This is a genomic window from Pseudarthrobacter siccitolerans (assembly GCF_001046895.1).
Taxonomy (GTDB): Bacteria; Actinomycetota; Actinomycetes; order Actinomycetales; family Micrococcaceae; genus Arthrobacter; species Arthrobacter siccitolerans.
This window is the reverse complement of sequence record NZ_CAQI01000036.1, coordinates 57,785-80,343: the sequence shown is the minus strand read 5'-3', so window position 1 is coordinate 80,343 and position 22,559 is coordinate 57,785. Positions and strand designations below refer to the sequence as shown.

Below are 22,559 nucleotides of genomic sequence, written 5' to 3'. Positions count from 1 at the left end.
GGACTCGAGGCCTACGTGGCTTCCGTGTCGTATGGCGCGGCCTCGCCCGGCGGGAGCGACTGCACCACCCGCGCGGGCCGCTGCGGAGCAGCAGTATCCGTGGCGGCGACGGCAGCCGCGCCGGCGACAGCAGCCACGGCTGCAGGCGCACCGGCGCTGACGGGCTTGGTGTCGTCGTCGAGCAGCGCTTCCTTGATGATGCGCCGGGGATCGTACTGGCGGGGATCGTACTTCTTCCAGTCGACATCGTCGATGTCGATCCCCACTTCTTCCTTGATCTGTTCGCGCGCACCGGAGGCCATCCGGCGGACTTCCTTGACCAGGTTAGCCAGTTTCTGCGTGTATTCGGGCAGCCGCTGGGGACCGATCACGAGGACGCCAATGATCAGCAGAAGAAAGAACTCCGGGCCGTTGATTCCAAACACTTTAGGAAGATTACCCTCTCCGGGCTGCCAGTGACGATTCCCGTCCGTTGGCGGCGGAAACTGCCTGCATTACGGGAAAAAAAGGGCCACGATCTTGTTCAGTCCGCGCTGCAGCCGGGTACCCACCGGCTCCCCGCCCTGCGCCGGCGGCTCCTCCACGGCTTCGGCGGAAACCCCTTCCGCAGCGTGCTCGCTGAGGCGCTCGAGAATGGGCATGGCATCGTCCGCCCGGTCTGCGGGCAGGTTGGACTCGTAGGTGAAAGTCCGGCCCGGCGCGCGGTAGGTGGCCGACCAGGGCGAGGCCGCGAGGACCTGCAGCCGCTCTCCGCCCCGATCAACTTCGAGGTCCGCTTCCGGCCCGGCAGTATGGCGTTCTGTGATGGTGGCGTAATACGTCCCGTCGGACAGCTTCAGCTCGACGGCGGGCCCGCCGTCGAGCAGTATGGCCTTGGCAGACTCCACGTGGAACCCCATTGCTTCAAGTTCCGGGCATACCCAGCCATCGGTCCGCAGCGCGGACAGCCGCTCGGCGCTCAGTGTCCTGCCGTCGGCCGGTGTCTGCGCGGAAACCTGGGCAAGGCTGGCAGCCGGTGCAGAGGCGTCCGCCTGGGCTGGGTCGCCGGCTACGGCGAACGCACCGGCGGCGAGGACACTTGCCGCTGCAACGGTGCCGCCGGCGGACATCGCCAGGATGCGGACCGCTGCCCGGGGGGCCTGCCGGTGGGGAGCGGGGAGCGGTGGACGGGCCGCAAGCTCCTGGGTCCTGGCCAGGAGGCGGGCGGTCAGGTCATCGCTGGCCGGCGGGATGGGGGCCTCCCGCAGCCGCTCCAGGTACTGGCGCTCCCGGCGCAGGGCGGTGGCGCAGTCGCGGCATGATGCAAGATGGCTGGCCGTGCGCTGATGCCCGCGGCCGAGCGGAAACTGGGCCCTCATGCGCCGTTCAGAGGATCCCGGCGATGCGCGGCAGCGACAGCTTGGGCCGGGACTGCTGCGGGCGCGGGTCGCGGTGGGCCAGTTTCTCGCGGAGCATGGTCCGGCCGCGGTGGATCCGCGAGCGGACCGTACCGAGTTTGACGCCCAGCGCCTCGGCCACTTCGTCGTAGGACAATCCTTCAAGGTCGCACAGAACCACGGCGGCACGGAAGTCCGGCGGCAGTTCCTCAAGCGCCGCTTGGACGTCAAGGTCGAGGTTGTTCAGTTCAAAGCTCTGTTCCGGGCCGGGTTCGCGCCCGGGGATCCTCGACTCGGCATCCTCGGCAAGGGCGTCAAAGCGGATACGGGTTTTCCGGCGCGCCTGGTCCAGGAAGAGGTTGGTGGTGATGCGGTGCAGCCAGCCGTCCAGCGTTCCGGGCTTGAAGTTTTCCAGCGACCGGAAGACGCGGACGAACACCTCCTGGGTGAGGTCTTCGGCGTCGAACTTGTTGCCGGTCAGGCGGTAGGCCAGCCGGTACACCTTCGCGGAGTGGTTGGTCACCACTTCTTCCCAAGTGGGACGGACCCACTCGGCCTCGGCATGATGTACTGCAGGGACAGGTGCCACAACTGATGATGACATCGTCCACTCCCCTCGTGGAATGCTAACGCCCGGATACTGTTGACATCTCTGATTCGGCGCCGACCACCCTATGGATGAGCGGATAATAATCATTTCAAACTTCGCTGGGAATTTCCTGACTGTCGGAAAACTTCAGCCGTAGGCGCAACAGCCCGCCTTCCCGGTTGCCGGCACCGGACACAGTAGGCTGTAGAGGATACTCCCCCCTGCCGCCCAGAAAGCGAATATCCATGAGCGCCGACAAGTCCATCAGCTGGTCCTATGCAGAAGATCTGCCCGCTGAGGATGAGGTCATGCTTCGGGCCCGGGAGCGCTCCTTCGAACTCGGCGTAACCCCCATCGGGCCAGGTGTGGGAGCCGTCCTCACCGTACTGGCAGCGGCCTCCAAGGCCCAGACCGCCGTCGAGATCGGAACCGGAGCCGGGGTGTCGGGCGTCTGCCTGCTGCGGGGCCTCGGTCCGCAGGCGGTCCTCACCACCATCGATGTGGACGTTGAACACCTTAAAGCCGCCCGCGAAGCTTTCTCCGAGGCAGGCAGCCCGGCCAACCGGACCCGCACCATCTCCGGCCGCGCCGGCGACGTCCTGCCGCGGCTCACAGACGGCGCCTACGACCTTGTTTTTATTGATGCGGACAAGCCCGGACTTCCCGGCTACGTGGAGCAGGCCGTCCGGCTCCTGAAGCCCGCAGGGCTGCTGGTCATCAACGACGCCCTGGACAAGGACAAGGTAGCCAATCCCGCCGGCCGCGAGGCCACCACGGTGGTCCTGCGCCAGGTGGGCAAGAGCATCCGCGACGACGAGCGGCTGGCTTCAGCCATGCTTCCCACCGGCGACGGCCTGCTGGTGGCGGTCAAAAAATAAGACAGGATCCGCAGCCTTTTCGAGCTGCGGACCCTGTCCCGCACGATTATTCAGTGACGCCGACCAGGCATTCCCGAAGGTTGGCCGCTTCGGCAGCATTCAGTTCGACCACCAGACGCCCGCCGCCTTCGAGCGGGACGCGCATGATCAGGCTGCGGCCCTCCTTGGTGACTTCCATTGGGCCGTCGCCGGTGCGTGGTTTCATAGCCGCCATGAGGAATTCCCCTCCATTTAGTCCCAGGACTGATCAGCCCGGGCGGGCTGTGTCCGCATGTAGATCAAGCTGCCATGACGGAGTGGATGGACACCGCCAGGGCCGCGCGTATTCTGAATGCTTATTGTCCTTGCTTACCTATCATTATCCCGGAATTACCCGCGCGTAGCTAATCGATGGACATTTTCGGCGGGGCGCAATTTGCACCCTGACCTGCAGGAAAGTCCAAATTCCTACGGCGGATAATCGCCCCCGCCGGGAAGCTGCGCCCACGCCCACAGCCAGACGATCCAGACGATCTGCAGGAGCAGGAACATCACCACCACCGTGCCCCGGTAAGCCTTGGACCGGGACAGCAGCGCGGCCCCGAGCGCCAGCGGGAAAAGCGGCAGCAGCATCCGGAAGGTACTGGTCTGCGGGTGGAGGAACATAACCAGGTACCCCATGTAGCAGGCGCACCACAGGCGAAGTTCGACGCCGAGACGGACCACCGCCGGCAGGTACAGCATCGCCGCGAACAGTGCCACAAAAACGAACGGCGCCAGCATGCCCAGCACCGGGCCGAAGAGGTCCGCGCCCGTATCGAACCAGGGCTTGAAGGGCACCAAATCCTCGCCCCGCCAGACGGTTTCGGTCTTGGTGTAGGCCTCGATATCCCCCGTGGCCGCCCAAGCGGCGGCAGGCCAAGCCAGCGCGGACGCGCCAGCCACTGCCGTCAGCGCGGTGAGTGCCACGAGGTCCGGCGTCGAATGTGATTCCAGCCCACTCCGGCGCAGGCGCTGCACCAGGCGGAAAATCAGCAGGAAACCGAGCGTGGCGGCGAAGGGAACGCCCACCGGCCGCGAAAGGCACAGCAGCACCACCACCGGCATGGCCCACAAGTACTGCCGGCGGATCACAAGCAGCAGCGCCGCCGCGAGCAGCAGCAATGACAGCGGCTCGCCATAAGGCACCTGGAGCACCGCGGACACGGGGAACGTGGCGAAGAACGCCACCCCCCACAGCGCGGTTCCGTGGGCAGCCTTCTCCCGGAACAACGCGTACACCACCAGGGCGGCGGCCAGGCCGGACAACATTGCGATGATGGTCAACGACGCGGCGGGAGGCCACCCGGTGAGGCTGCTCAGTCCGCCTGCCAGGGACGGAAACAAGGGATAAAACGCCCAGGTATTCTCCTGCACGTTGCCGGCGGCATCCACCGGAAGGGTAGTGGGATAGCCGCCCTGGATCACCCTCGCGTACCACCGCGCATCCCAGATGTTGATGAAGTTCCAGTAGTCAGGCTTTGGGGGAAACCACGGGTTGGGTCCCTGGTGCAGGGCCGCGGCCATAAAGATGCCGGCGCTGACCAGCCTCGCGATCACATAGATGGCAGAGACCTGCAGCCACCAGGGCCAGGCCCGGACAGCCGTGCTGTAGCGCAGCGCCGATGCATGGATCGAGGCCGCGAATCCTGTTCCCCGGCGGGTGGCAGTACTCAAGCCTGCCCCTCCACCGTGACCGGTTTCTCCGCGCGCTGCTCATCCGTACTGTTCTCAGCTGTTCCGGGCTCATCCGTACTGTTCTCAGCTGTTCCGGGCTCGCGGGCGTGCTGTTCGAGCACTGCCAGCCGGGCCTTCAGCGTCTCCACCTCTTGCCGGCTCTCCGCCAGCTGGTCCCGCAGCTCATCAAGTACCTGGTCCACCTGGTCCATCCGGTAACCCCGCAGGCCCAGCGCAAAGCGGACGCTGTCCACGTCCTGCGGTGCAGCGTTGGCGGGCAGCAGGACCGGCGGCAGGTTCGCCGGGGGCTCCTCCACGCCGGCATCCAGCAGGGCGGGCAAAGGACGGCCGGCCCCTTTACCGGGGCGGGCCCCAACGCTTGCCCACAGGACGGCGCCGATCAGCAGCACGGCAAGGAAGACGAAGAAAAAACTCACCATCCCATCGTGCCAGACCCGGCGCCTGTGGCTACTCCGGGCGCTGCTCGCCGTTCAGGGAAGGGGTGATGCCCACGCCCAGCACCCGGTTCACTGCTTCAGCCGGGTCATCCACCACCTGGATCAGGTCCAGGTCCTTGGCGGAAACCATGCCCTCGGCCACCAGCGTCCCCTTGATCCAATCGATCATGGGACCCCAGAAGTCCACTCCGAGCAGCACAATGGGGAACGAGGTCACTTTGCGGGTCTGCACCAGGACCATGGCTTCAAAAAGCTCGTCCAGCGTGCCGAGGCCGCCCGGCAGGACGATGAATCCCTGGGCGTACTTTACGAACATGGTCTTGCGTGCGAAGAAATACCTGAAGTTGATGCCCAGGTCCACCCACTGGTTCAGGCCCTGCTCAAACGGCAGCTCGATGCCCAGCCCTACGGACACGCCGTTGCCTTCCACGGTGCCGCGGTTAGCCGCTTCCATGGAACCGGGTCCGCCTCCGGTGATGACGGCAACCCCCGCTTCGGCCAGCTTCCGGCCCACCTCCACACCCATCTCGTAATAGTGGCTGCCCGGCTTTGTCCGTGCGGAACCGAAAACACTCACGGCCGGGCCCAGGTCCGCAAGCGCCCCGAAACCCTCCACGAACTCGCTTTGGATCCTCATGACCCGCCACGGATCCGTGTGGACAAACTGGCCGGGGCCTTTCGTATCAAGCAGATGCTGGTCAGACATTTCCACGGCCGCCTGTTTACGGCGAAGCTCAAGGGGCCCCTTTCGGCGCGGCTGGGTGTTTTTGGCCGGATCTGCACTGATGCTCATTCCCCTAGGCTAACCTGCCGGTGCGAGGTATCTCTTGAATCACGATCCGCAGGAACCTGGGGTGATTCCCGTCATAACCTGCCGTTGTTCGCTAGATTCTTCCTATGACTACTCATGTGCCCGGCGATGCCCTCGTCTCCCTGAACGCCGTAAATAAGCATTACGGCCAGCTGCACGTTTTGAAGGACATCAATCTGCAGGTCCGAAAGGGCGAGGTTGTTGTGGTCATCGGGCCTTCGGGTTCCGGTAAGTCCACCCTGTGCCGCGCCATCAACCGTCTTGAAACCATTGAAGGCGGCACTATCAGCATCGACGGAAAGGTTCTTCCCGAGGAAGGCAAGGAACTCGCGCAGCTCCGTGCCGACGTCGGAATGGTCTTCCAGTCGTTCAATCTCTTCGCGCACAAAACCATCCTCGAAAACGTCACCCTGGGCCCCATCAAGGTCAAGGGTGTCGCGAAGGCAACCGCGGACAAGGACGCCATGGCGCTGCTCGAACGCGTGGGCGTCGGGCACCAGGCTCCGAAGCTGCCCGCCCAGCTCTCCGGCGGCCAGCAGCAGCGCGTCGCCATTGCCCGCGCCTTGGCGATGAAGCCTAAGGTCATGCTGTTCGACGAACCCACCTCGGCGCTGGACCCCGAAATGATCAACGAGGTCCTGGACGTGATGGTCCAGCTAGCCAAGGAGGGCATGACCATGATCGTGGTCACCCACGAGATGGGCTTCGCCCGGAAGGCTGCGGACCGCGTGGTCTTTATGGCGGACGGCCAGATCGTGGAGGACGCCACGCCCGAAGAGTTCTTCACCAACCCCAAGAGCGACCGTGCCAAGGATTTCCTCTCCAAGCTCCTCACCCACTGAAGCACCTCCGAACAAACACTCCCAGTTCGCACCCAGGCCGTGACCCACGGCCACCAATGAAAGGAATGTCATGAAGGCATTTTTGACCCGGCGGAAGTCATTCTTCGTGGCGGCTACCGCTGCCCTCGCATTGTCCCTGAGCGCCTGCGGCGGCGGCGGCACCGGTACCACCAGCGATCCCACCGTTGCTGAAAAGCCCACGTTCGCGGCCGGCACCACCATGGAAAAGCTCGCTTCCGCTGGCACTATCAAGATCGGCACCAAGTACGACCAGCCGCTCTTCGGCCAGGTTGGCCTGGACGGCAAGCCTGTCGGTTTCGACGTTGAAATCGGCAAGCTGATCGCCGCCAAGCTGGGCATCTCCGCTGACAAGATCGAATGGTCCGAGACTGTTTCCGCCAACCGCGAACCGTTCATTGAGCAGGGCAAGGTTGACCTGGTGATCGCCACGTACACCATCAACGACAAGCGCAAGCAGGTGGTCAGCTTCGCCGGACCGTACTACGAGGCCGGCCAGGCGCTGATGGTGAACAAGGACAACGACGCCATCAAGAAGCCCGAGGACGTCAAGGGCAAGAAGGTCTGCTCCGTCACCGGTTCCACCCCGGCTGCAACCATCGTGGACAAGTACGGCGCGGAGCTCGTGCCTGCCGCCACGTACTCCGCCTGCCTGGAACCGCTGCGCAACAAGCAGGTTGAAGCTGTCACCACGGACAACGTGATCCTCGCCGGCTTCGTGGACAAGGAACCGGACGCCTTCAAGCTCGCCTCGGACGAAACCTTCACCAAGGAGCCCTACGGCATCGGCCTGAAGAAGGACGACACCGAGTTCCGCAACTGGATCAACGACCAGCTGGAGGCGTTCGAGGAGGACGGTTCCTACAAGAAGGCCTGGGAAGCAACTGCAGGTTCAGTCATCAAGACTGCCCCTGAGCTGCCCGAGATCGACCGTTACTAAGTAACGCCAGTGGTTGCCGGGGCGGCTTCGACGCCCCGGCAACGACGGCCTTCCAACCCGTCCACGCCCACAGCCAAAGGATCCAATGGACGTCATTCTTGAAAACCTGCCCTTGTACTGGAACGGTTTTCTCCGCACGCTTTTCCTCTCCGCAGTCTCCGGCGTCATCGCACTGGTGCTCGGCACCCTGCTCGCGGCAGCCAGGGTTTCCCCGGTAGCAGCGCTCCGCGGCTTCAGCACCGTTTATGTGGAAGTTCTCCGCAACACTCCGCTGACCATCGCCTTCTTCTTCGCAGCCATTGTCCTCCCCCGGCTGGGAGTGAAATTCGAGCAGTTCGAAATAGCCGCCATCATCGCCCTCAGCACTTACACCGCAGCGTTCATCGCCGAAGCTGTCCGCTCAGGTGTCAACAGCGTCCCCGTTGGCCAGGCCGAGGCTGCCCGGAGTATAGGCATGAACTTCGGGCAGGTCCTGAACCTCATTATCCTTCCGCAGGCACTGCGGACGGTGATCCCGCCGCTGATCAATATCCTCATCGCCCTGGTGAAGAACTCCTCCGTGGCCGGCGCCTTCTTTGTCCTTGAACTGTTCGGCTACGGCCGGCAGCTGGCCAACGCCAACGGTGACGCCGTCATCCCCGTCCTGCTCGGCGTTGCCTTCTTCTATCTGCTCCTCACCGTTCCCCTGGGCATCCTGGCCAGTACGGTGGAACGAAAGGTGGCGATTGCCCGATGAGCTCGGTACTTTATGACGTTCCCGGCCCCAAGGCCCGCCGGATCTCCCTTATTGGTTCAATTGTCGGTTCGCTGCTGATCCTGGGCCTGCTCGCCTGGATCATCATGACCTTCGCCCAACAGGGAATTTTTGAGGGCCGCCGGTGGCAGATCTTCACCCGCGGCGACGTCTGGACGCTGCTGGGCAACGGCCTGGGCGCCACGCTCAGCGCCGCCGCGCTGGCCGCGGTCATCGCCTTCCCGCTGGGACTGGCGCTCTGCCTGCTGCGCATCTCGGATGTGGCGTTCATCCGCATCCCCACGCGGGTGGTGCTGGAATTCCTCCGCGGCATGCCCGTGGTCCTGATGATGCTGTTCGTCCTGCTGGGCTTCGGCACCTCGCCGTTCATCGCCGTCGTGACCGGCCTGGTGCTCTACAACTCGGCAGTGTTCGCGGAGATCATCCGGGCCGGCATCCAGTCGCTGCCCAAGGGGCAGCGCGAAGCGGGCCTGGCCATCGGCCTGACCAGTTTCAAGTCCCGGATGCTGATCGAACTGCCGCAGGCCATCCGGCGCATGATGCCCTCGCTGGTGGCGCAGATGGTGGTGCTCCTCAAGGACACCTCCCTGGGCTACATCGTGGCGTACGGCGAGCTCCTGCGCGCGGTGCAGGTGATGGCGGACTTCCTGGGAACCCAGTTCCTGTTCCCCATCTTCTTCGTGGCCGCGGCGATCTACATCGCGATCAACATCATCGTCTCCAGGATCGCGGTCTGGATCGAGCGCAGGGGTTCAAAGAAGGCAGCCGGCGGGGTGGCCAAGGCCGAACCCGAGAAAGCCGAAGCCCCGGTGCCCTGACCGGTCAAACAGCAATGGCCCGGACCGCGCCCCCTTGGGGTGCAGCGGTCCGGGCCATTGCTATTTAAGGCGGTGGGCTTCCCGACGTTCGGAGGCCTCGGAAGTCAGCCTGCCAGCCAGTCCTGCAGGGCCTGCAGGCACTTCCGGATGGCATCGGCGTGCACGTGCTCGTTGTCTTTGTGCGCCAGCAGAGCGTCGCCCGGCCCGAAGTTCACCGCCGGGATTCCCAGCTCACTGAAACGCGCGACGTCGGTCCAGCCGTATTTGGGCTTGGGCTCGGCTCCCACGGCGGCAACAAAGGAGGCGGCGGCCGGGTGCTGGAGCCCGGGACGGGCGCCCGCCGCGGCATCAGTGCGGACAACGTCAAAACCGTCAAGGAGTTCCCGCACCACCGCTTCGGCCTGGTCCGGCGTTTTGTCCGGAGCAAACCGGTAGTTGATCTCCACCACGCAGCGGTCCGGAATAACGTTGCCGGCGGTGCCGCCGTTGATCCGGACCGCGTTCAGGCTCTCACGGTAATCGAGGCCGTCCACATTGACGGTCAGCGGTTGGTACGCAGCCAGCCGGGCCAGGATCGGCGCCGCGGCGTGAATGGCGTTGCTGCCCATCCAGGCGCGGGCGGAGTGGGCGGCCTCCCCCACTGTTGTCGCTTCGAACCTGCTGGTGCCGTTGCACCCGCCCTCCACCGTGCCGTCTGTGGGTTCGAGGAGGATGGCGAAGTCGCCGTCGAGCAGGCCGCCGTGGTTCCGGACCAGCCGGCCCAGGCCGCTCTTGACGGCTTCCACCTCCTCATGGTCATAGAACACAAAGGTGACGTCGCGCTTTGGCGCGGTCCCGCCGTCGAACATGGTGCCTGCCAGTGCGAGCTGCACGGCGACGCCGCCCTTCATGTCGGTGGCGCCGCGGCCGTACAGGACGCCCTCCCCGGGAACACCGGACTCCCAGCTGGACGGAACAGTACCCAGGGATCCCTCGGCCAGGGGCAGCGGGACCGTGTCCAGGTGTCCCGCAAGGATGACGCGCTCGGGATTGCCGAGCTCGGTGCGGGCAATGATGGCGTCGCCATCCCGCACGATGTTCAGTTCCGGGATGGTGCGCAGGGCCGCTTCGACGGCGTCGGCCAGTTCCGTTTCGTTGCCGGACACACTGTTGATGTCCATGATCGCGGCGGTCAGGAGCGCGACGTCCTGGCGGAGGTCAAGGGGAAGGGTGGAAGATTCCGGAGCGGTTTCGGCAGTCACGAAGCCAGTCTAGTTCGGAGCAGGTCCCCGCCCGTCGATAGACTGGGGCAATGACTGAGACTGCTTCCTCCGCTGTGCCCGAAACCCGGACTGCCCCCACTGAAGAACGTTCCGCCTATGGCTTTGGCGTGGCCACCATTGCCGTCGCCAATGGTGATGCCGCCGTGCTCGACGTCTGGTTCCCCGCACCCTCACTGGGCATCGCTGCCGAACACCTGCGGGCAGTGGAAAACGCGGACGAGACACTCACCCGGATCGCCGAAGCCGGCACGGACGAGGACCGCGGCACCGAGCAGAAGGTGGTCTTTGTCCAGATCAACCTCGATGAGGCCCCCGCCGATACGGCTGACGCCTACCTGCGCCTGCACCTGCTCTCGCACCGCCTGGTCCGCCCGAACACCATCAACCTGGACGGTATTTTCGGCAAGCTGCCCAACGTCGTCTGGACCAACTTCGGCCCCGCCGCCGTAGAAGGCTTCGAACTGACCCGCGCCCGGCTGCGCCGCCGCGGCGCCGTGACTGTCTACGGCATCGACAAGTTCCCGCGCATGGTGGACTACGTTGTGCCCACCGGTGTGAGGATTGCCGACGCCGACCGGGTCCGCCTGGGTGCGCACCTTGCCGAAGGCACCACCGTGATGCATGAGGGCTTCGTGAACTTCAACGCCGGAACCCTGGGCACCTCCATGGTTGAAGGCCGGATTTCCGCCGGTGTGGTGACCGGTGACGGCAGCGACGTGGGCGGCGGCGCCTCGATCATGGGCACCCTCTCCGGCGGAGGCAAGGAAAAGATCACCATCGGCGAGCGGGTCCTGCTCGGCGCCAACTCCGGCGTGGGCATCAGCATCGGCGACGATTCCGTGGTGGAGGCAGGCCTCTACGTCACGGCGGGAACCCGTGTGCGCGTACCGGGCCCCAACGACGAGGTGGGCGAGGACACCACCAAGATCGTCAAGGCCGCCGAACTCTCGGGTGTCCCCAACCTGCTGTTCCGCAGGAACTCCACCACAGGCGCCGTGGAGGTACTCCCCCGCGCCGGCCAGACCGTGGAACTGAACGACGCCCTGCACGCCAACTGATCCTGCATGGCACGACGACGCGGCCTGCGCCGCCTACTGGTGCTGCTGCTCACGCTCGCACTCGTGGCCGGCGGCGTCTATGCGGCGGTGTTTTTTGTGCAGCGCTCGGAAACCCTCGTTTCCGAGCGCTGCACCGCCGTCGTTAATGGCAGGACGGCTGAACTGGCTCCGGACCAGGCCGTCTACGCTTCCCTGATCACCGCCGTGGCGGTCCAGCGCGGGCTCCCGCCCAGGGCCGCGACCATAGCCTTGGCCACCGCCATGCAGGAGTCCAAGCTCCGCAACATCGACCACGGGGACCAGGCCGGGCCGGACTCGAGGGGACTGTTCCAGCAGCGCCCCTCCCAGGGCTGGGGAACCGAAGAGCAGATCATGGACCCCTTCTACGCCACCAACGCCTTTTACGACGCGCTGGTCAAGATCCCCGGCTACGAGTCGATGGAGATCACCGACGCTGCGCAGCGGGTCCAGCGTTCAGCATTTCCCACCGCCTACGCCCAGCACGAGCAGATGGGACGCTTTTTTGCTTCCGGGCTGACCGGCGAGACGCCCGAAGCCATTCAGTGCACCCTCCGCTCGGCAGGTGACGCCGGCGACCCCGCCGCTGTTTCGGACCAGCTTGCCCAGGCTTATGGCCTCCCGGTTTCTGCCGTGGAAGGGCAGACACTGGTGGTGGAAACCGACGGGAGCCAGGCCTGGTCCGTGGCGCAATGGGCTGTAGCCAACGCCAAGATCCTCGATGTCACACGGGTGGAAGTGGCCGGGCGGACCTGGAACCGCGACGACCGGGACGGCTGGCACGAATCGGCGGCCCCGGACGGCCAGGTGCGGATCACGGTATCAGCGGCCGGCACCGGGGCCTGAGGCCCTTTCCTCCTAGACCAGGATTTCCACGACAGGCTGGACGTAGCTGCGGAACAGCTCCGGCTGGCCCATCAGCTGGTGGCTCATAATGATCTTGTCCGGCTCGAGGTACCAGGCCCGCTGCTCATTCAACGGCAGTTCGATGATGGTCAGCTTGAAGTCGCGGGCGTTGCGGCCCACCTCCATCAGCCGGTCATCCACCATGTCTTCCAGGAGCTGGTCCGCACCGTTGGCGGCCCGTTCAGCTTCGAGCTCGGCGTACTCGCTCCTGCGTTCCCGGGCCCAGGTGAGAGCCGAGCCAAAGTGGGCCTGAAGCACCCGCTGCAGTGCGGGCGAATTGCCAAAGGCCTCGAACTCGGGCGGGGAAAGTTCCGGCGATGTCTGCGGGTGTGCCTTCAGCAGCTGTTCCCACCACGCCTCCCATTCGGTCTTGAGCACGCCCAGGCCGCCAACATCGGCGGTCAGGTGGGAATGGTCGGCGTGACGGATCTTGGGAGCTGCGTGGGACAGTGCGGGGTGCCCCGCCCCGTCCAGTCCGGCGGCGTCGCGGATATACAGGGCGATCATCATCGGTCCGGACGTGTCGGTGGTGATCTGCCACCCGGAACCGGTCTTTTGCTGCATCCGAGGTCCTTCCCTGGCGCGCTCCTGCCGGGTCTGGTGATCCGGTGTTGCGCCCCCGGCTATCAGTCTATTCCCCCGCGTTGCCGACGTTAATGAAATTCAGCGTGCCAACCCGTCGAGGTGCCGCTCCAGGACATCCGTGCACATCCGGGCGGTCATCCATCCCGGCTGCAACAGGGCGTGCATGCACAGCCCGTCCAGGGTGGCCAGAAGCCTCTCCGCCTCCACCACCAGCGCATCCTCCGATTCGTGGCCGGGAACCAAAGCGGTGATCACCTGACCCATGACCGCGGCCACTTCGCGGTGGCTGCGGTCGGCCTCGGCGGCAAGGACCGGCCTGATCCTGGCAGCATTGCGGAAGGCCATCCAGACGCAGGCCTCAACCGCCCGTTGTTCGTCCAGCGGCAGGAGTTCGCCCAGCAGTGTTAAAACGGCGGTGCGTCCCCCGGCACTTGCGGGCGGGTGGTCCTGCAACCCTGGCAGCGCTTTCTCCAGCCTGCCCACGATGCTGTCAATGACGGTGGCGAAGGAGAAGGCCAGCAGTTCCTCGCTCCCTGCAAAGTAGTGCCTCACCGAGCCGACGGCGAGCCCGGCTTCGTCTGCCACTTCCCGCAGCGATGCCCTTTCCAACCCGTCGACGGCGATGATGCGCCATACTGCTTCAACTACTTCCTGTCGCCGGGCTGCGGCATGGACGATTTTAGGCACTCCTCCTATTTAGCACGCCTGTGCCCAAACGCAGCCGTGCGCGCCGGTTGGCCCGTAAAGCACCGTCATCCTGGCCGCACTGTGGCATGTACCGGCGGGACCGGCAACAGTTGGGATAGCGTTGGGAGCATGAAAATTCTGGTTACAGGGGGCACCGGTTACATCGGTTCCCACACTGTTTTGTCCCTGCAGGAAGCCGGCCATGACGTGCTGGTCATCGACAACCTGGTCAACTCCAGCGAGGAGTCCCTCCGCCGGGTCGCAGAGCTCACCGGCAAAACAGCGCAGTTCCACCACGTGGACCTCGTGGACGAGGCCGCCGTCGAGAAGGTCTTCGCCGAGAACGACGTTGACGCCGTGATCCACTTCGCCGGGCTCAAGGCCGTGGGCGAGTCCGTCCGTGAACCATTGAACTACTACTACAACAACCTCGTGGGCACCCTGAACCTGATCCGCGTCATGGACCGGCATAACGTCCGCTCCATCGTGTTCAGCTCCTCCGCCACGGTCTACGGCGAACACAATCCCATCCCGTACGTCGAGAAGATGGAAATCGGCGCCAACAACCCCTACGGCCGCACCAAGGAACAGATCGAGGACATCCTCTCCGACCTCGGCGCCGCCGATCCCCGCTGGCACATCGCCCTGCTGCGCTACTTCAACCCTGTCGGCGCCCACCCCTCCGGCCGGATCGGCGAAGACCCCCAGGGTATCCCCAACAACCTCGTCCCCTTCATCGCCCAGGTCGCCGTGGGCCGGCGCGAAAAGCTCATGGTCTTCGGTGGCGACTACGACACCCCGGACGGAACCTGCCTGCGCGACTACATCCACGTGGTGGACCTGGCCGAAGGCCACCTCGCTGCCTTGAACCACATCACGGACCGCACCGGGGTGTTCCGCTGGAACCTCGGCTCCGGCACCGGTTCGTCGGTCCTGGAAGTGTTGCGCAGCTTCGAGAAGGCCGTCGGCAAGCCCATCCCCTTCGAGATCACCGCGCGCCGCGCCGGCGACCTGCCCGCATTCTGGGCGGACGCCACCTCAGCCCTCGCCGACCTGAGTTGGTCCACCACCAAAACCATCGACCAGATGTGCGAAGACCACTGGCGCTGGCAAAAAAACAACCCGAACGGCTACAACTCCCAGCCTGGCCATTAACAACGAAACGGCCGCCCACCTCAATGAGGTGGGCGGCCGTCGTCGTAATGGCCTCGGCCCACACCGGCGAGGGAGCCTGGCCCCGCGAGGTTTGGGAACCGGTGGGGATCAGCGGGCGGGGTATTCGCGCTCCGGCTCGCCGATGTAGAGCTGGCGCGGGCGGCCGATCTTGGTGTTCGGGTCGCTGATCATCTCGCGCCACTGGGCAATCCAGCCCGGGAGGCGGCCGATGGCAAAGAGGACGGTGAACATCTTCTCGGGGAAGCCCATGGCCTTGTAGATGAGGCCGGTGTAGAAGTCCACGTTCGGGTAGAGCTTGCGCTGGATGAAGTAATCATCGTTGAGCGCCTTCTCTTCCAGGCGCAGGGCGATGTCCATCAGTTCGTCGTTGCCACCGAGCTTGCTGAGGATCTCGTGGGCGGTAGCCTTGACGATCTTGGCCCGCGGATCGTAGTTCTTGTAGACGCGGTGGCCGAAGCCCATGAGGCGGACGCCGTCTTCCTTGTTCTTGACCTTCTCCATGTAGTCCTCGGGCTTGGTGCCCTCGGCCTGGATCTGGCGGAGCATCTTCAGCACAGCCTCGTTGGCACCGCCGTGGGCCGGGCCGAAGAGGGCGTTGATGCCTGCGGAGACGGAGGCGAAGAGGTTGGCGTTAGAGGAGCCCACGAGGCGCACGGTGGAGGTGGAGCAGTTCTGCTCGTGGTCCGCATGCAGGATCAGGAGCAGGTCCAGTGCCTTGGCCACGATCGGGTCCACCTCGTACTGCTCAGCCGGAAGCCCGAAGCTGAGGCGAAGGAAGTTCTCGACGAGGTTGTTCGAGTTGTCCGGGTACAGCATGGGCTGGCCGATGGACTTTTTGTGAGCGTAGGCCGCGATAACCGGAAGCTTGGCCATGAGGCGGATGGTGGAAACTTCCACCTGCTCGGCGTTGAACGGGTCCAGCGAGTCCTGGTAGAACGTGGACAGCGCCGAAACGGCCGAGGACAAGACTGGCATGGGGTGCGCGTCCCGCGGGAAGCCGCCGAAGAAGCCCTTGAGCTCCTCGTGCAGCAGGGTGTGCCGGCGGATCTTCTGGTCGAATTCTTCCAGCTCCGTTGGAGTGGGCAGGTTGCCGTAGATCAGCAGGTAGGACACCTCAAGGAAGCTGGAGTGCTGTGCCAGCTGTTCGATGGGGTACCCGCGGTAGCGCAGGATGCCAGCATCGCCGTCGATGTAGGTGATAGCCGAAGTTGTGGCTGCTGTGTTCATGAAGCCGGGGTCAAAGGTGACTGCGCCCGTCTGCTTCAGCAGTTTGGAAACGTCGTAGCCTTCGTTCCCTTCAACAACCTGGATGCGCGGCAGCTTGAGCTCGCCTCCTGAGTGGAGCAGAGTCGCAGCATTGTTGGTCTCAGTCATGGAGTCCCCTTCATGAGGCGTCTGGGCCTCTGTCGAAAGCTTGATCCAACATCAGGTGAGCCGCGCACGAAGCCTGAAGAGACAGGTTCCAACACCCGGGCTGCCTTCTTGTAGAAAGCCACCATTGATAGTCACTTAAAAAGTACCGCTCCTTGGCGGGTGCCACTAATCCGCGACGTTCCAAAATGCCCTAAAATGCAGCGGATGTGTCCGGAGTCACACCATTGTTACGGCGTTGCGCCGGGTGCGGCATCCGGGCAATCAGAGTGCCGAAGCCAGCCGGGCGACGGCAGCGTCGATCCTTTCGTCGCTTCCCGTAAGGGCAACCCGGACGTAGCCGTTGCCGGCCTCGCCGTAGAAGACGCCGGGACCAACCACGATGCCCCGCTCCGCGAGCCGGGCCACGGTGTCCCAGGTGCTCTCCCCCGCCGTCGACCAAAGGTAGAGGCCGGCGTCGGATTCCTTGATCTCGAGACCGAAGTCCAGCAGCGCCGGAACCAGCCTTTCCCGGCGGCCGCGGTACAGGTCTTTCTGGGCCTCCACATGCGCATCATCGCCCAGCGCCACACGCATGGCTTCCTGCACGGGGTAGGGAACGATCATGCCCGCGTGTTTGCGGCTGTTGACGAGGTTGGGCATCAGGTCCGGGTCGCCGGCTACAAATGCTGCCCGGTAGCCGGCCACGTTGGACTGCTTGCTCAGCGAGTACACGGCCAGGAGCCCCTGGTGGGATCCTCCGGCCACCCGCGGGTCCAGGATGCTGGGGACAGGCTGGCCGCCGCGCTGGACGTCCCAGTCACCCCAGCCCAGCTCTGCGTAGCATTCGTCGGATGCCACCACAGCCCCCAGCTCCCGGGCCTGCCCCGCAAGTGCTTTCAGGGATTCAACGCTGCGGACACTGCCCGTGGGATTTCCGGGGGAATTGACCCAGATGAGGCGGACGCGGGAGCGGGTGGCGTCGTCGAGCTCGTCCAGGTTGTCCGTTGCCACGGAGGTGACACCCGCGAGGGTCGCGCCGATATCGTACGTGGGGTAGGCGACCCGGGGGCGTACGACGACGTCACCTTGCTTCAGACCGAGCAGCAGCGGCAGCCAGGCCACGAGTTCCTTCGAGCCGACCGTTGGCATAATGTTCCGGGGGTCCAGCCCGGCCACCCCGCGGCGCCGTTCGAACCAGCCCGCGATCGCTTCCCGAAGGGCGGGCGTGCCGTGGACCGTGGGGTATCCGGGGGCATCCGCGGCAGCCTTCAGGGCGTCCTGGATCAAAGCCGGGGTGGGATCCACCGGAGTACCAATGGACAGGTTGACGGCTCCCCCGGGATGCTCCGACGCCTTCGCGAGATACGGCGCCATGGCCTCCCACGGGTAGTCGGGCAGGTCAAGGCCGAACGTATTCACTGCTGCGGTCACCGTTCCTGCCTGCGTCAGTGGTCTTGGTTCTGCGGGGGCAGCGCGGCGATCATCGGGTGGTCCTTGCCGGTGTTGCCGATCTTGGCGGCGCCGCCCGGTGACCCGAGGTCATCGAAGAACTCCACGTTGGCCTTGTAGTAGTCGGCCCACTCGTCCGGGGTGTCGTCCTCGTAGTAAATGGCCTCCACCGGGCACACCGGCTCGCAGGCTCCGCAGTCGACGCATTCGTCCGGATGGATGTACAGCGAACGCTCACCCTCATAGATGCAGTCGACCGGGCATTCTTCGATACATGCCTTGTCCTTGACATCTACACACGGCTGCGCGATTACGTACGTCACGTCCCTGGCCTCTCCACGTTGGGTCCGGCGTCCCGCCGGTTCTTGCAATCCGGCAGCAGTGGCCGGACTCTTGACATCTGAGCCTATTATCTCCCAGCCCGTTACCGCGAACCTAGCCGGGCCCCTAGTATGAACTGGTGAGTCAGCCTTCCACGCCCGCCGGGTTCCTTACAGCCGCCGCCCCCGGAACCCGGGTGGTGGTGCGGTACCGCATCGAGAGCGGCCTCACTGATGCGCTGGGACACCTGGTGGGGTGCGCCGCCGGTGCGTGCACCGTCCGCACGCGGCAGGCCGACGTCGTTATACCGCTCCAGCGCGTTGTGGCAGCCAAGGAGGTCCCCCCGGCGCCCGAGCGGCGCAGACCCGCACGGTAAAGCCTGGTCTTACTGCGCAGGGACTGCCCCTGCGGGCCGAACGCGGGTTTCATTGCGCACGGCGGTACGTGGCGAGGGCAAGGTGCACCATTTTTACGAATTCCTGAGGCTCGCCGAGCAGCATTTCGAAGGTCACGCGGAGGGTTGGTACGCCCCGGACAACGGTAACATTCCACCGCCGCCTGTCCTCCCGGTACGCTGCCCGGTTGCTGTGATGCGCGTAGCCGTCCGCCTCAACGCCCAGCAGGCCGTCAACGAGGAGGTCCAGATGGCCCATCCCGGGAATGTTGACCTGCAGTTCCACTGTCAGCCCGGCATCTTCGAGCAGGTACCGGGCCATCGTCTCGATGATGGATCCGGATTGGGGCCGGATTCGTGCCACAAGTTCACGCACGCTCTTCTCCCGCGCGGAGGGAAACCGCTCCCGCAGTTCCGGAAGCTGAACCAGGCCCGTTTTAACCGCAGATTCCGCGATGGTCAGCCCCTCGAGCGGTGGCAAACAGCGGAGCGCCTGGCACACCATGTCCACGGCGGTCAACGGAACCTGGCTTCGATGAACCACGCAACCGCTGACAGGCCGGCCATGGCGTGCGGCCAGGTGCGGCTCCTCCGGATTATTAACCACCCACAACCCCGCTGCCAAGGCCGCCGTGACACAGCCGGGCACCGCGTGATGGCGCCCGGCGTGGATGAGTAAGGGGTCGGCGTCGGGCAGTGCATACACGCCTCGCGCCACCCTGCGGATGCTGCCTTCACATACGGCTGCTTCAATGGCCCGGCGGGAGACACCGGCCTGCGTTAAGGAGCTGGCGCCGGCAACTCCGCCCATAGCGGCCAGTGCGTGAGTGACAGTTCGCATGGATGCATGGTGGCTTCCCGTCAAAGCCGGCGCAGCAGGGAAGAGCAGCTATGTGGAAAACGGCAGCGCGGAGGAAACGAGCAGCCCAATACGCAGGGACTGCCCCTGCGGGGCGAACGCGGGTTTCACTGCGCACGGCGGTACGAAGAAAGCCACCAGCGTGTGCCGGTGGCTTTCTTCGGAACCAGGGTGTTTGTTAGGCCTTGGCGCGGGCGCGGTTGGCCTTGGCACGCTCGTTGGTGTCCAGGATGACCTTGCGGATGCGGATGGACTCCGGGGTCACCTCGACGCACTCGTCCTCGCGGGCGAATTCGAGGGACTCTTCGAGGGTAAGGTCGCGCGGCGGCGTCAGGTTCTCGAAGGTGTCCGAGGAAGCAGCACGCATGTTGGTGAGCTTCTTTTCCTTCGTGATGTTGACGTCCATGTCGTCGGCGCGGGAGTTCTCGCCAACGATCATGCCCTCATAAACCTCGGAGGTGGGCTTGACGAAGAAGGATCCACGTTCCTGCAGGTTGATCATGGCGAACGGGGTCACAACGCCGGCGCGGTCAGCAACCATGGAGCCGTTGGTGCGGTACTCGATGGGTCCGGCCCACGGCTCGTAGCCCTCGGAAATGGAGGCGGCGATGCCGGCGCCACGGGTGTCCGTGAGGAACTTGGTGCGGAAGCCGATCAGGCCACGGGCCGGAACGATGAATTCCATCCGGCACCAGCCGGTTCCGTGGTTGGCCATGTTGGTCATACGGCCCTTGCGGGCTGCCATCAGCTGCGTCACGGCACCGAGGTATTCCTCGGGAACGTCGATGGTCATGTGCTCCATCGGCTCGTGGATCTTGCCGTCGATGGTCTTGGTGACAACCTGCGGCTTGCCCACGGTCAGTTCGAAGCCTTCGCGGCGCATCTGCTCCACGAGGATGGCCAGGGCGAGCTCGCCACGGCCCTGGACTTCCCAGGCATCAGGACGCTCGGTGGGGAGCACCTTGATGGAGACGTTACCGATCAGTTCCTTGTCCAGGCGGTCCTTGACCTGGCGGGCGGTGACCTTGGCACCCTTGACCTTGCCGGCCAACGGGGAGGTGTTGATACCGATGGTCATGGAGATCGCGGGATCGTCCACCGTGATCAGCGGCAGCGGCTGCGGGTTCTCAACGTCGGTGAGGGTTTCACCAATGGTGATGTCCTCGATACCTGCGACGGCGACAATCTCGCCCGGGCCGGCGGACTCGGCCGGAACGCGATCGAGGGCCTTGGTGGCAAGGAGCTCAGTGATCTTTACGGTCTTGAGTTCACCATTGGCACGGGCCCAGGCAACCTGCTGGCCCTTGCGCAGGGTGCCGTTGTAGATGCGGAGCAGTGCAAGGCGGCCCAGGAACGGTGAGGCGTCCAGGTTGGTGACGTGCGCCTGCAGGACACCCTCGGGGTTGTACGTGGGGGCCGGGATGTGCTCGATGATGGTCTTGAACAGCGGCTCAAGGTCCTCATTGTCAGGAGCAGAGCCGTTGGCCGGCTGTTCCAGGGAGGCGCGGCCAACCTTTGCTGCCGCGTAAACGACAGGCACTTCGAGGACCTTGTCCAGGTCCAGGTCCGGAACCTCGTCCGCGAGGTCGGAAGCAAGGCCCAGGAGCAGGTCCATGGACTCGTGCACCACTTCGTCAATGCGGGCGTCCGGGCGGTCGGTCTTGTTGACCAGCAGAATGACCGGCAGGTGCGCGGCAAGGGCCTTGCGGAGTACGAAACGGGTCTGGGGCAGCGGACCCTCAGACGAGTCCACCAGCAGAACGACGCCGTCAACCATGGACAGGCCGCGCTCCACCTCGCCGCCGAAGTCGGCGTGGCCCGGGGTGTCAATGACGTTGATGGTGATGGTCTCGCCGTTGGACGACGGACCGTTGTAGGCCACCGTGGTGTTCTTGGCGAGGATGGTGATGCCCTTTTCGCGCTCAAGGTCACCGGAGTCCATCACGCGGTCTTCGAGGTGGTTGTGCTCGGCAAAGGAGTTGGTCTGCTTGAGCATGGCGTCGACCAGGGTGGTCTTGCCGTGGTCAACGTGGGCCACAATCGCGACGTTGCGGAGGTCACTGCGTGATGCAGTGGCTACCGCGGTGTTGGTGGTGGTTTCAGACATGCGTAATGGCTCGATTCAGTGGTGAAAGTCAGCTGTTGTATCGCGACATTTCCAACTGGAACGCACGACGGATCAGGCCCTTTGCACAGGGCTGCTTCCTCCATTCTAGCGGCAGTGGCATTAATAGGCCTAAATTTTCCAGCGGACCGATGGGCAGCCCGCCGTGATGCGGCCATGGCGCGGGCTAGAATTAGTGAGCAAAATCACTGGCTAATCCTGCATTGATGCCACATGATTGCTCTGACACTCCATGCAAGCCCGAAAGACACCACATGCGAAAAGCCCTGGCCCGGACCCGCGTTGCCGCGTCCGGAGCCGCCGCCGTCGTTGCGGTGTCCAGTCTCCTTGCCCTGTCAGGCTGCGGGGTGCCGCCCCAGTCTTCCGCCGTTCCCCAGGTGCAGGCTGCGGCCGCTGCGGGACAACCGGGCGCTGCCGGCGCGAATCCTGCCGCTGCCGGTGCGCGCGTCCTCAATCCAGCCAATGGCCGGCTTGAGGCAGTGGTTCCAGATATCAGCAGAACCGTCCTCCTGATTGGTGATTCGCAGTCAGAACCGTCTGACGGCTGGCCCCGCCAGGGCCTCGAGGCTGCCGGGTACAAGGTGTACTACTGCGGGAGGGGCGGTACCGGCTTCGTGTCCACCAACGGAAAGACCGGCAACTATATTGATGCCCTCCTCCGGGGTGACTGGCTCCTGCCCTCCGGAACCCCGGCCCTTATCGTTATCCAGGGTGGCGGCAATGACGCCGCAACCGGAGCATCGGACACCCGGATCACCGGCAACGCGGAGCGCCTGATCGCCGAACTCAAGGCCCGCTACCCGGGAACCCGGCTGGCCATGATCGGCACCCTGGCCCGGGGCGAAGGCCATGGCGGCCGGCGCACCGAGGTGGACGCCCTGCTGGGCAGGGTGGCAGCCGCGCAGAACCTGCCCTTCGTTTCCGTGGGCGACTGGCTTACCCGGCATGGCCTGGCCAAGGATCTGGCGGACGCAGTACATATGAATCCGCAGGGCCGCCGCGCCCTGGGAGCTTTACTGGAACGCCGCCTCATTGACCTGGGGCTGCAGCGGAAGCCGACGTCGGACCAGCCACCCGCCCTTGCCACGGGCGGCGGCAGCGATTCCTTCCAGGATTGACAGTTATGGAAACGATTGAAGCCGGAGCCAACAGGCTCCGGCTTCAATCGTTGAGCGGGACGAGGACTG

General features: G+C 64.8%; 25 protein-coding genes. 10 read left to right on the top strand and 15 right to left on the bottom strand.

Annotation, left to right across the window (positions count from 1 at the left end; all coding sequences use genetic code 11):
* Positions 1 to 11: 11 nt before the first annotated feature.
* The 3 genes from ARTSIC4J27_RS06795 to sigE all read right to left on the bottom strand — a co-directional run bounded on the left by ARTSIC4J27_RS06795 (position 12) and on the right by sigE (position 1,980).
* On the bottom strand, positions 12 to 425 hold the full coding sequence (locus tag ARTSIC4J27_RS06795; protein WP_050054455.1) for a Sec-independent protein translocase family protein: 414 nt from the start codon (positions 423 to 425) through the stop codon (positions 12 to 14).
* 69 nt (positions 426 to 494) lie between these two features.
* Positions 495 to 1,358, bottom strand: coding sequence for an anti-sigma factor (locus ARTSIC4J27_RS06790; protein ID WP_050054454.1), 864 nt, complete (start codon positions 1,356 to 1,358; stop codon positions 495 to 497).
* Positions 1,359 to 1,365: 7 nt separating this feature from the next.
* Entirely contained in the window at positions 1,366 to 1,980 is a 615-nt protein-coding gene (sigE, locus tag ARTSIC4J27_RS06785) for an RNA polymerase sigma factor SigE (protein ID WP_050054453.1), read from the bottom strand.
* A gap of 230 nt (positions 1,981 to 2,210) precedes the next feature.
* Between sigE and ARTSIC4J27_RS06780 the strand changes: the two genes are divergently transcribed.
* The gene (locus ARTSIC4J27_RS06780; RefSeq protein WP_050054452.1) at positions 2,211 to 2,843 is read left to right on the top strand and encodes an O-methyltransferase; all 633 of its coding nucleotides are present in this window, start codon (positions 2,211 to 2,213) and stop codon (positions 2,841 to 2,843) included.
* 46 nt (positions 2,844 to 2,889) lie between these two features.
* Here ARTSIC4J27_RS06780 and ARTSIC4J27_RS22080 read toward each other — a convergent pair whose 3' ends face one another.
* The 4 genes from ARTSIC4J27_RS22080 to ARTSIC4J27_RS06765 all read right to left on the bottom strand — a co-directional run bounded on the left by ARTSIC4J27_RS22080 (position 2,890) and on the right by ARTSIC4J27_RS06765 (position 5,789).
* Positions 2,890 to 3,057 carry a DUF3117 domain-containing protein gene (locus tag ARTSIC4J27_RS22080; protein WP_083435355.1) on the bottom strand — a complete coding sequence of 56 codons (168 nt, stop codon included), beginning with the start codon at positions 3,055 to 3,057 and terminating at the stop codon, positions 2,890 to 2,892.
* A gap of 233 nt (positions 3,058 to 3,290) precedes the next feature.
* Positions 3,291 to 4,538, bottom strand: a complete 1,248-nt coding sequence (locus tag ARTSIC4J27_RS06775; RefSeq protein WP_050054451.1) for a hypothetical protein — start codon at positions 4,536 to 4,538, stop codon at positions 3,291 to 3,293.
* The gene (locus tag ARTSIC4J27_RS06770) at positions 4,535 to 4,975 is read right to left on the bottom strand and encodes a DivIVA domain-containing protein (protein ID WP_050054498.1); all 441 of its coding nucleotides are present in this window, start codon (positions 4,973 to 4,975) and stop codon (positions 4,535 to 4,537) included. The genes ARTSIC4J27_RS06775 and ARTSIC4J27_RS06770 overlap by 4 nt, the downstream gene beginning before the upstream one ends.
* A 31-nt stretch (positions 4,976 to 5,006) precedes the next feature.
* Positions 5,007 to 5,789, bottom strand: coding sequence for an LOG family protein (locus ARTSIC4J27_RS06765; RefSeq protein WP_050054450.1), 783 nt, complete (start codon positions 5,787 to 5,789; stop codon positions 5,007 to 5,009).
* Positions 5,790 to 5,893: 104 nt separating this feature from the next.
* Here ARTSIC4J27_RS06765 and ARTSIC4J27_RS06760 point away from each other — a divergent pair, with 104 nt between their 5' ends.
* From ARTSIC4J27_RS06760 to ARTSIC4J27_RS06745, 4 genes are all read left to right on the top strand, one after another.
* Positions 5,894 to 6,649 (top strand): amino acid ABC transporter ATP-binding protein, encoded by a 756-nt coding sequence (locus ARTSIC4J27_RS06760; RefSeq protein ID WP_050054449.1) that lies wholly within the window; start codon positions 5,894 to 5,896, stop codon positions 6,647 to 6,649.
* A 70-nt stretch (positions 6,650 to 6,719) separates the two neighbouring features.
* Positions 6,720 to 7,607 (top strand): glutamate ABC transporter substrate-binding protein, encoded by an 888-nt coding sequence (locus ARTSIC4J27_RS06755; protein WP_050054448.1) that lies wholly within the window; start codon positions 6,720 to 6,722, stop codon positions 7,605 to 7,607.
* Positions 7,608 to 7,692: 85 nt separating this feature from the next.
* Positions 7,693 to 8,343: an amino acid ABC transporter permease gene (locus ARTSIC4J27_RS06750; protein ID WP_050054447.1), complete on the top strand. Its 651-nt coding sequence runs from the start codon at positions 7,693 to 7,695 to the stop codon at positions 8,341 to 8,343.
* Positions 8,340 to 9,179: an amino acid ABC transporter permease gene (locus ARTSIC4J27_RS06745; RefSeq protein WP_050054446.1), complete on the top strand. Its 840-nt coding sequence runs from the start codon at positions 8,340 to 8,342 to the stop codon at positions 9,177 to 9,179. Before ARTSIC4J27_RS06750 ends, ARTSIC4J27_RS06745 begins: the two co-directional genes overlap by 4 nt.
* 104 nt (positions 9,180 to 9,283) lie before the next feature.
* Here the strand turns inward: ARTSIC4J27_RS06745 and dapE are convergent, their stop codons facing one another.
* A complete protein-coding gene (gene dapE / locus ARTSIC4J27_RS06740) occupies positions 9,284 to 10,420 on the bottom strand; it encodes a succinyl-diaminopimelate desuccinylase (protein ID WP_050054445.1) in 1,137 nt (378 codons plus the stop codon).
* A gap of 50 nt (positions 10,421 to 10,470) precedes the next feature.
* On the opposite strand from dapE, the gene dapD reads away from it, so the two are divergent.
* Entirely contained in the window at positions 10,471 to 11,499 is a 1,029-nt protein-coding gene (gene dapD / locus ARTSIC4J27_RS06735) for a 2,3,4,5-tetrahydropyridine-2,6-dicarboxylate N-succinyltransferase (RefSeq protein WP_050054444.1), read from the top strand.
* 6 nt (positions 11,500 to 11,505) lie between these two features.
* On the top strand, positions 11,506 to 12,363 hold the full coding sequence (locus ARTSIC4J27_RS06730) for a hypothetical protein (protein ID WP_050054443.1): 858 nt from the start codon (positions 11,506 to 11,508) through the stop codon (positions 12,361 to 12,363).
* Positions 12,364 to 12,375: 12 nt separating this feature from the next.
* Here the strand turns inward: ARTSIC4J27_RS06730 and ARTSIC4J27_RS06725 are convergent, their stop codons facing one another.
* Together ARTSIC4J27_RS06725 and ARTSIC4J27_RS06720 are read right to left on the bottom strand one after the other, a co-directional pair.
* Positions 12,376 to 12,987, bottom strand: coding sequence for a hypothetical protein (locus ARTSIC4J27_RS06725; protein WP_050054442.1), 612 nt, complete (start codon positions 12,985 to 12,987; stop codon positions 12,376 to 12,378).
* 99 nt (positions 12,988 to 13,086) lie between these two features.
* Complete coding sequence (locus ARTSIC4J27_RS06720; protein ID WP_050054441.1) at positions 13,087 to 13,695, bottom strand: TetR/AcrR family transcriptional regulator; 609 nt, start codon at positions 13,693 to 13,695, stop codon at positions 13,087 to 13,089.
* Positions 13,696 to 13,824: 129 nt separating this feature from the next.
* Here ARTSIC4J27_RS06720 and galE point away from each other — a divergent pair, with 129 nt between their 5' ends.
* Entirely contained in the window at positions 13,825 to 14,850 is a 1,026-nt protein-coding gene (galE, locus tag ARTSIC4J27_RS06715) for a UDP-glucose 4-epimerase GalE (protein WP_050054440.1), read from the top strand.
* 108 nt (positions 14,851 to 14,958) lie between these two features.
* On the opposite strand, the gene ARTSIC4J27_RS06710 is transcribed toward galE, so the two are convergent.
* From ARTSIC4J27_RS06710 to fdxA, 3 genes are all read right to left on the bottom strand, one after another.
* The gene (locus tag ARTSIC4J27_RS06710) at positions 14,959 to 16,245 is read right to left on the bottom strand and encodes a citrate synthase (protein WP_050054439.1); all 1,287 of its coding nucleotides are present in this window, start codon (positions 16,243 to 16,245) and stop codon (positions 14,959 to 14,961) included.
* A 261-nt stretch (positions 16,246 to 16,506) separates the two neighbouring features.
* Positions 16,507 to 17,655, bottom strand: a complete 1,149-nt coding sequence (gene dapC, locus ARTSIC4J27_RS06705) for a succinyldiaminopimelate transaminase (RefSeq protein WP_050054438.1) — start codon at positions 17,653 to 17,655, stop codon at positions 16,507 to 16,509.
* A 14-nt stretch (positions 17,656 to 17,669) separates the two neighbouring features.
* The gene (gene fdxA / locus ARTSIC4J27_RS06700; protein ID WP_009356972.1) at positions 17,670 to 17,996 is read right to left on the bottom strand and encodes a ferredoxin; all 327 of its coding nucleotides are present in this window, start codon (positions 17,994 to 17,996) and stop codon (positions 17,670 to 17,672) included.
* 137 nt (positions 17,997 to 18,133) lie between these two features.
* Here fdxA and ARTSIC4J27_RS06695 point away from each other — a divergent pair, with 137 nt between their 5' ends.
* Positions 18,134 to 18,370 carry a putative acetyltransferase gene (locus ARTSIC4J27_RS06695; RefSeq protein ID WP_050054437.1) on the top strand — a complete coding sequence of 79 codons (237 nt, stop codon included), beginning with the start codon at positions 18,134 to 18,136 and terminating at the stop codon, positions 18,368 to 18,370.
* A gap of 49 nt (positions 18,371 to 18,419) precedes the next feature.
* Here ARTSIC4J27_RS06695 and ARTSIC4J27_RS22455 read toward each other — a convergent pair whose 3' ends face one another.
* Together ARTSIC4J27_RS22455 and typA are read right to left on the bottom strand one after the other, a co-directional pair.
* The gene (locus ARTSIC4J27_RS22455; protein WP_152683798.1) at positions 18,420 to 19,229 is read right to left on the bottom strand and encodes a type IV toxin-antitoxin system AbiEi family antitoxin domain-containing protein; all 810 of its coding nucleotides are present in this window, start codon (positions 19,227 to 19,229) and stop codon (positions 18,420 to 18,422) included.
* A gap of 196 nt (positions 19,230 to 19,425) precedes the next feature.
* Positions 19,426 to 21,354, bottom strand: coding sequence for a translational GTPase TypA (gene typA / locus ARTSIC4J27_RS06685; protein ID WP_050054435.1), 1,929 nt, complete (start codon positions 21,352 to 21,354; stop codon positions 19,426 to 19,428).
* A gap of 272 nt (positions 21,355 to 21,626) precedes the next feature.
* Here typA and ARTSIC4J27_RS06680 point away from each other — a divergent pair, with 272 nt between their 5' ends.
* Entirely contained in the window at positions 21,627 to 22,490 is an 864-nt protein-coding gene (locus ARTSIC4J27_RS06680) for an SGNH/GDSL hydrolase family protein (protein WP_050054434.1), read from the top strand.
* Positions 22,491 to 22,559: the final 69 nt, after the last annotated feature.

What these genes read in the sequence shown, in the direction of transcription:
- ARTSIC4J27_RS06790 (WP_050054454.1), bottom strand. Translation starts at nt 1,358, where the DNA reads ATGAGGGCCCAGTTTCCGCTCGGCCGCGGGCATCAGCGCACGGCCAGC.
- sigE (WP_050054453.1), bottom strand. Translation starts at nt 1,980, where the DNA reads ATGTCATCATCAGTTGTGGCACCTGTCCCTGCAGTACATCATGCCGAG.
- ARTSIC4J27_RS06780 (WP_050054452.1), top strand. Translation starts at nt 2,211, where the DNA reads ATGAGCGCCGACAAGTCCATCAGCTGGTCCTATGCAGAAGATCTGCCC.
- ARTSIC4J27_RS22080 (WP_083435355.1), bottom strand. Translation starts at nt 3,057, where the DNA reads ATGGCGGCTATGAAACCACGCACCGGCGACGGCCCAATGGAAGTCACC.
- ARTSIC4J27_RS06765 (WP_050054450.1), bottom strand. Translation starts at nt 5,789, where the DNA reads ATGAGCATCAGTGCAGATCCGGCCAAAAACACCCAGCCGCGCCGAAAG.
- ARTSIC4J27_RS06760 (WP_050054449.1), top strand. Translation starts at nt 5,894, where the DNA reads ATGACTACTCATGTGCCCGGCGATGCCCTCGTCTCCCTGAACGCCGTA.
- ARTSIC4J27_RS06755 (WP_050054448.1), top strand. Translation starts at nt 6,720, where the DNA reads ATGAAGGCATTTTTGACCCGGCGGAAGTCATTCTTCGTGGCGGCTACC.
- ARTSIC4J27_RS06750 (WP_050054447.1), top strand. Translation starts at nt 7,693, where the DNA reads ATGGACGTCATTCTTGAAAACCTGCCCTTGTACTGGAACGGTTTTCTC.
- ARTSIC4J27_RS06745 (WP_050054446.1), top strand. Translation starts at nt 8,340, where the DNA reads ATGAGCTCGGTACTTTATGACGTTCCCGGCCCCAAGGCCCGCCGGATC.
- dapD (WP_050054444.1), top strand. Translation starts at nt 10,471, where the DNA reads ATGACTGAGACTGCTTCCTCCGCTGTGCCCGAAACCCGGACTGCCCCC.
- ARTSIC4J27_RS06730 (WP_050054443.1), top strand. Translation starts at nt 11,506, where the DNA reads ATGGCACGACGACGCGGCCTGCGCCGCCTACTGGTGCTGCTGCTCACG.
- ARTSIC4J27_RS06725 (WP_050054442.1), bottom strand. Translation starts at nt 12,987, where the DNA reads ATGCAGCAAAAGACCGGTTCCGGGTGGCAGATCACCACCGACACGTCC.
- galE (WP_050054440.1), top strand. Translation starts at nt 13,825, where the DNA reads ATGAAAATTCTGGTTACAGGGGGCACCGGTTACATCGGTTCCCACACT.
- ARTSIC4J27_RS06710 (WP_050054439.1), bottom strand. Translation starts at nt 16,245, where the DNA reads ATGACTGAGACCAACAATGCTGCGACTCTGCTCCACTCAGGAGGCGAG.
- ARTSIC4J27_RS22455 (WP_152683798.1), bottom strand. Translation starts at nt 19,229, where the DNA reads ATGCGAACTGTCACTCACGCACTGGCCGCTATGGGCGGAGTTGCCGGC.
- typA (WP_050054435.1), bottom strand. Translation starts at nt 21,354, where the DNA reads ATGTCTGAAACCACCACCAACACCGCGGTAGCCACTGCATCACGCAGT.
- ARTSIC4J27_RS06680 (WP_050054434.1), top strand. Translation starts at nt 21,627, where the DNA reads ATGCGAAAAGCCCTGGCCCGGACCCGCGTTGCCGCGTCCGGAGCCGCC.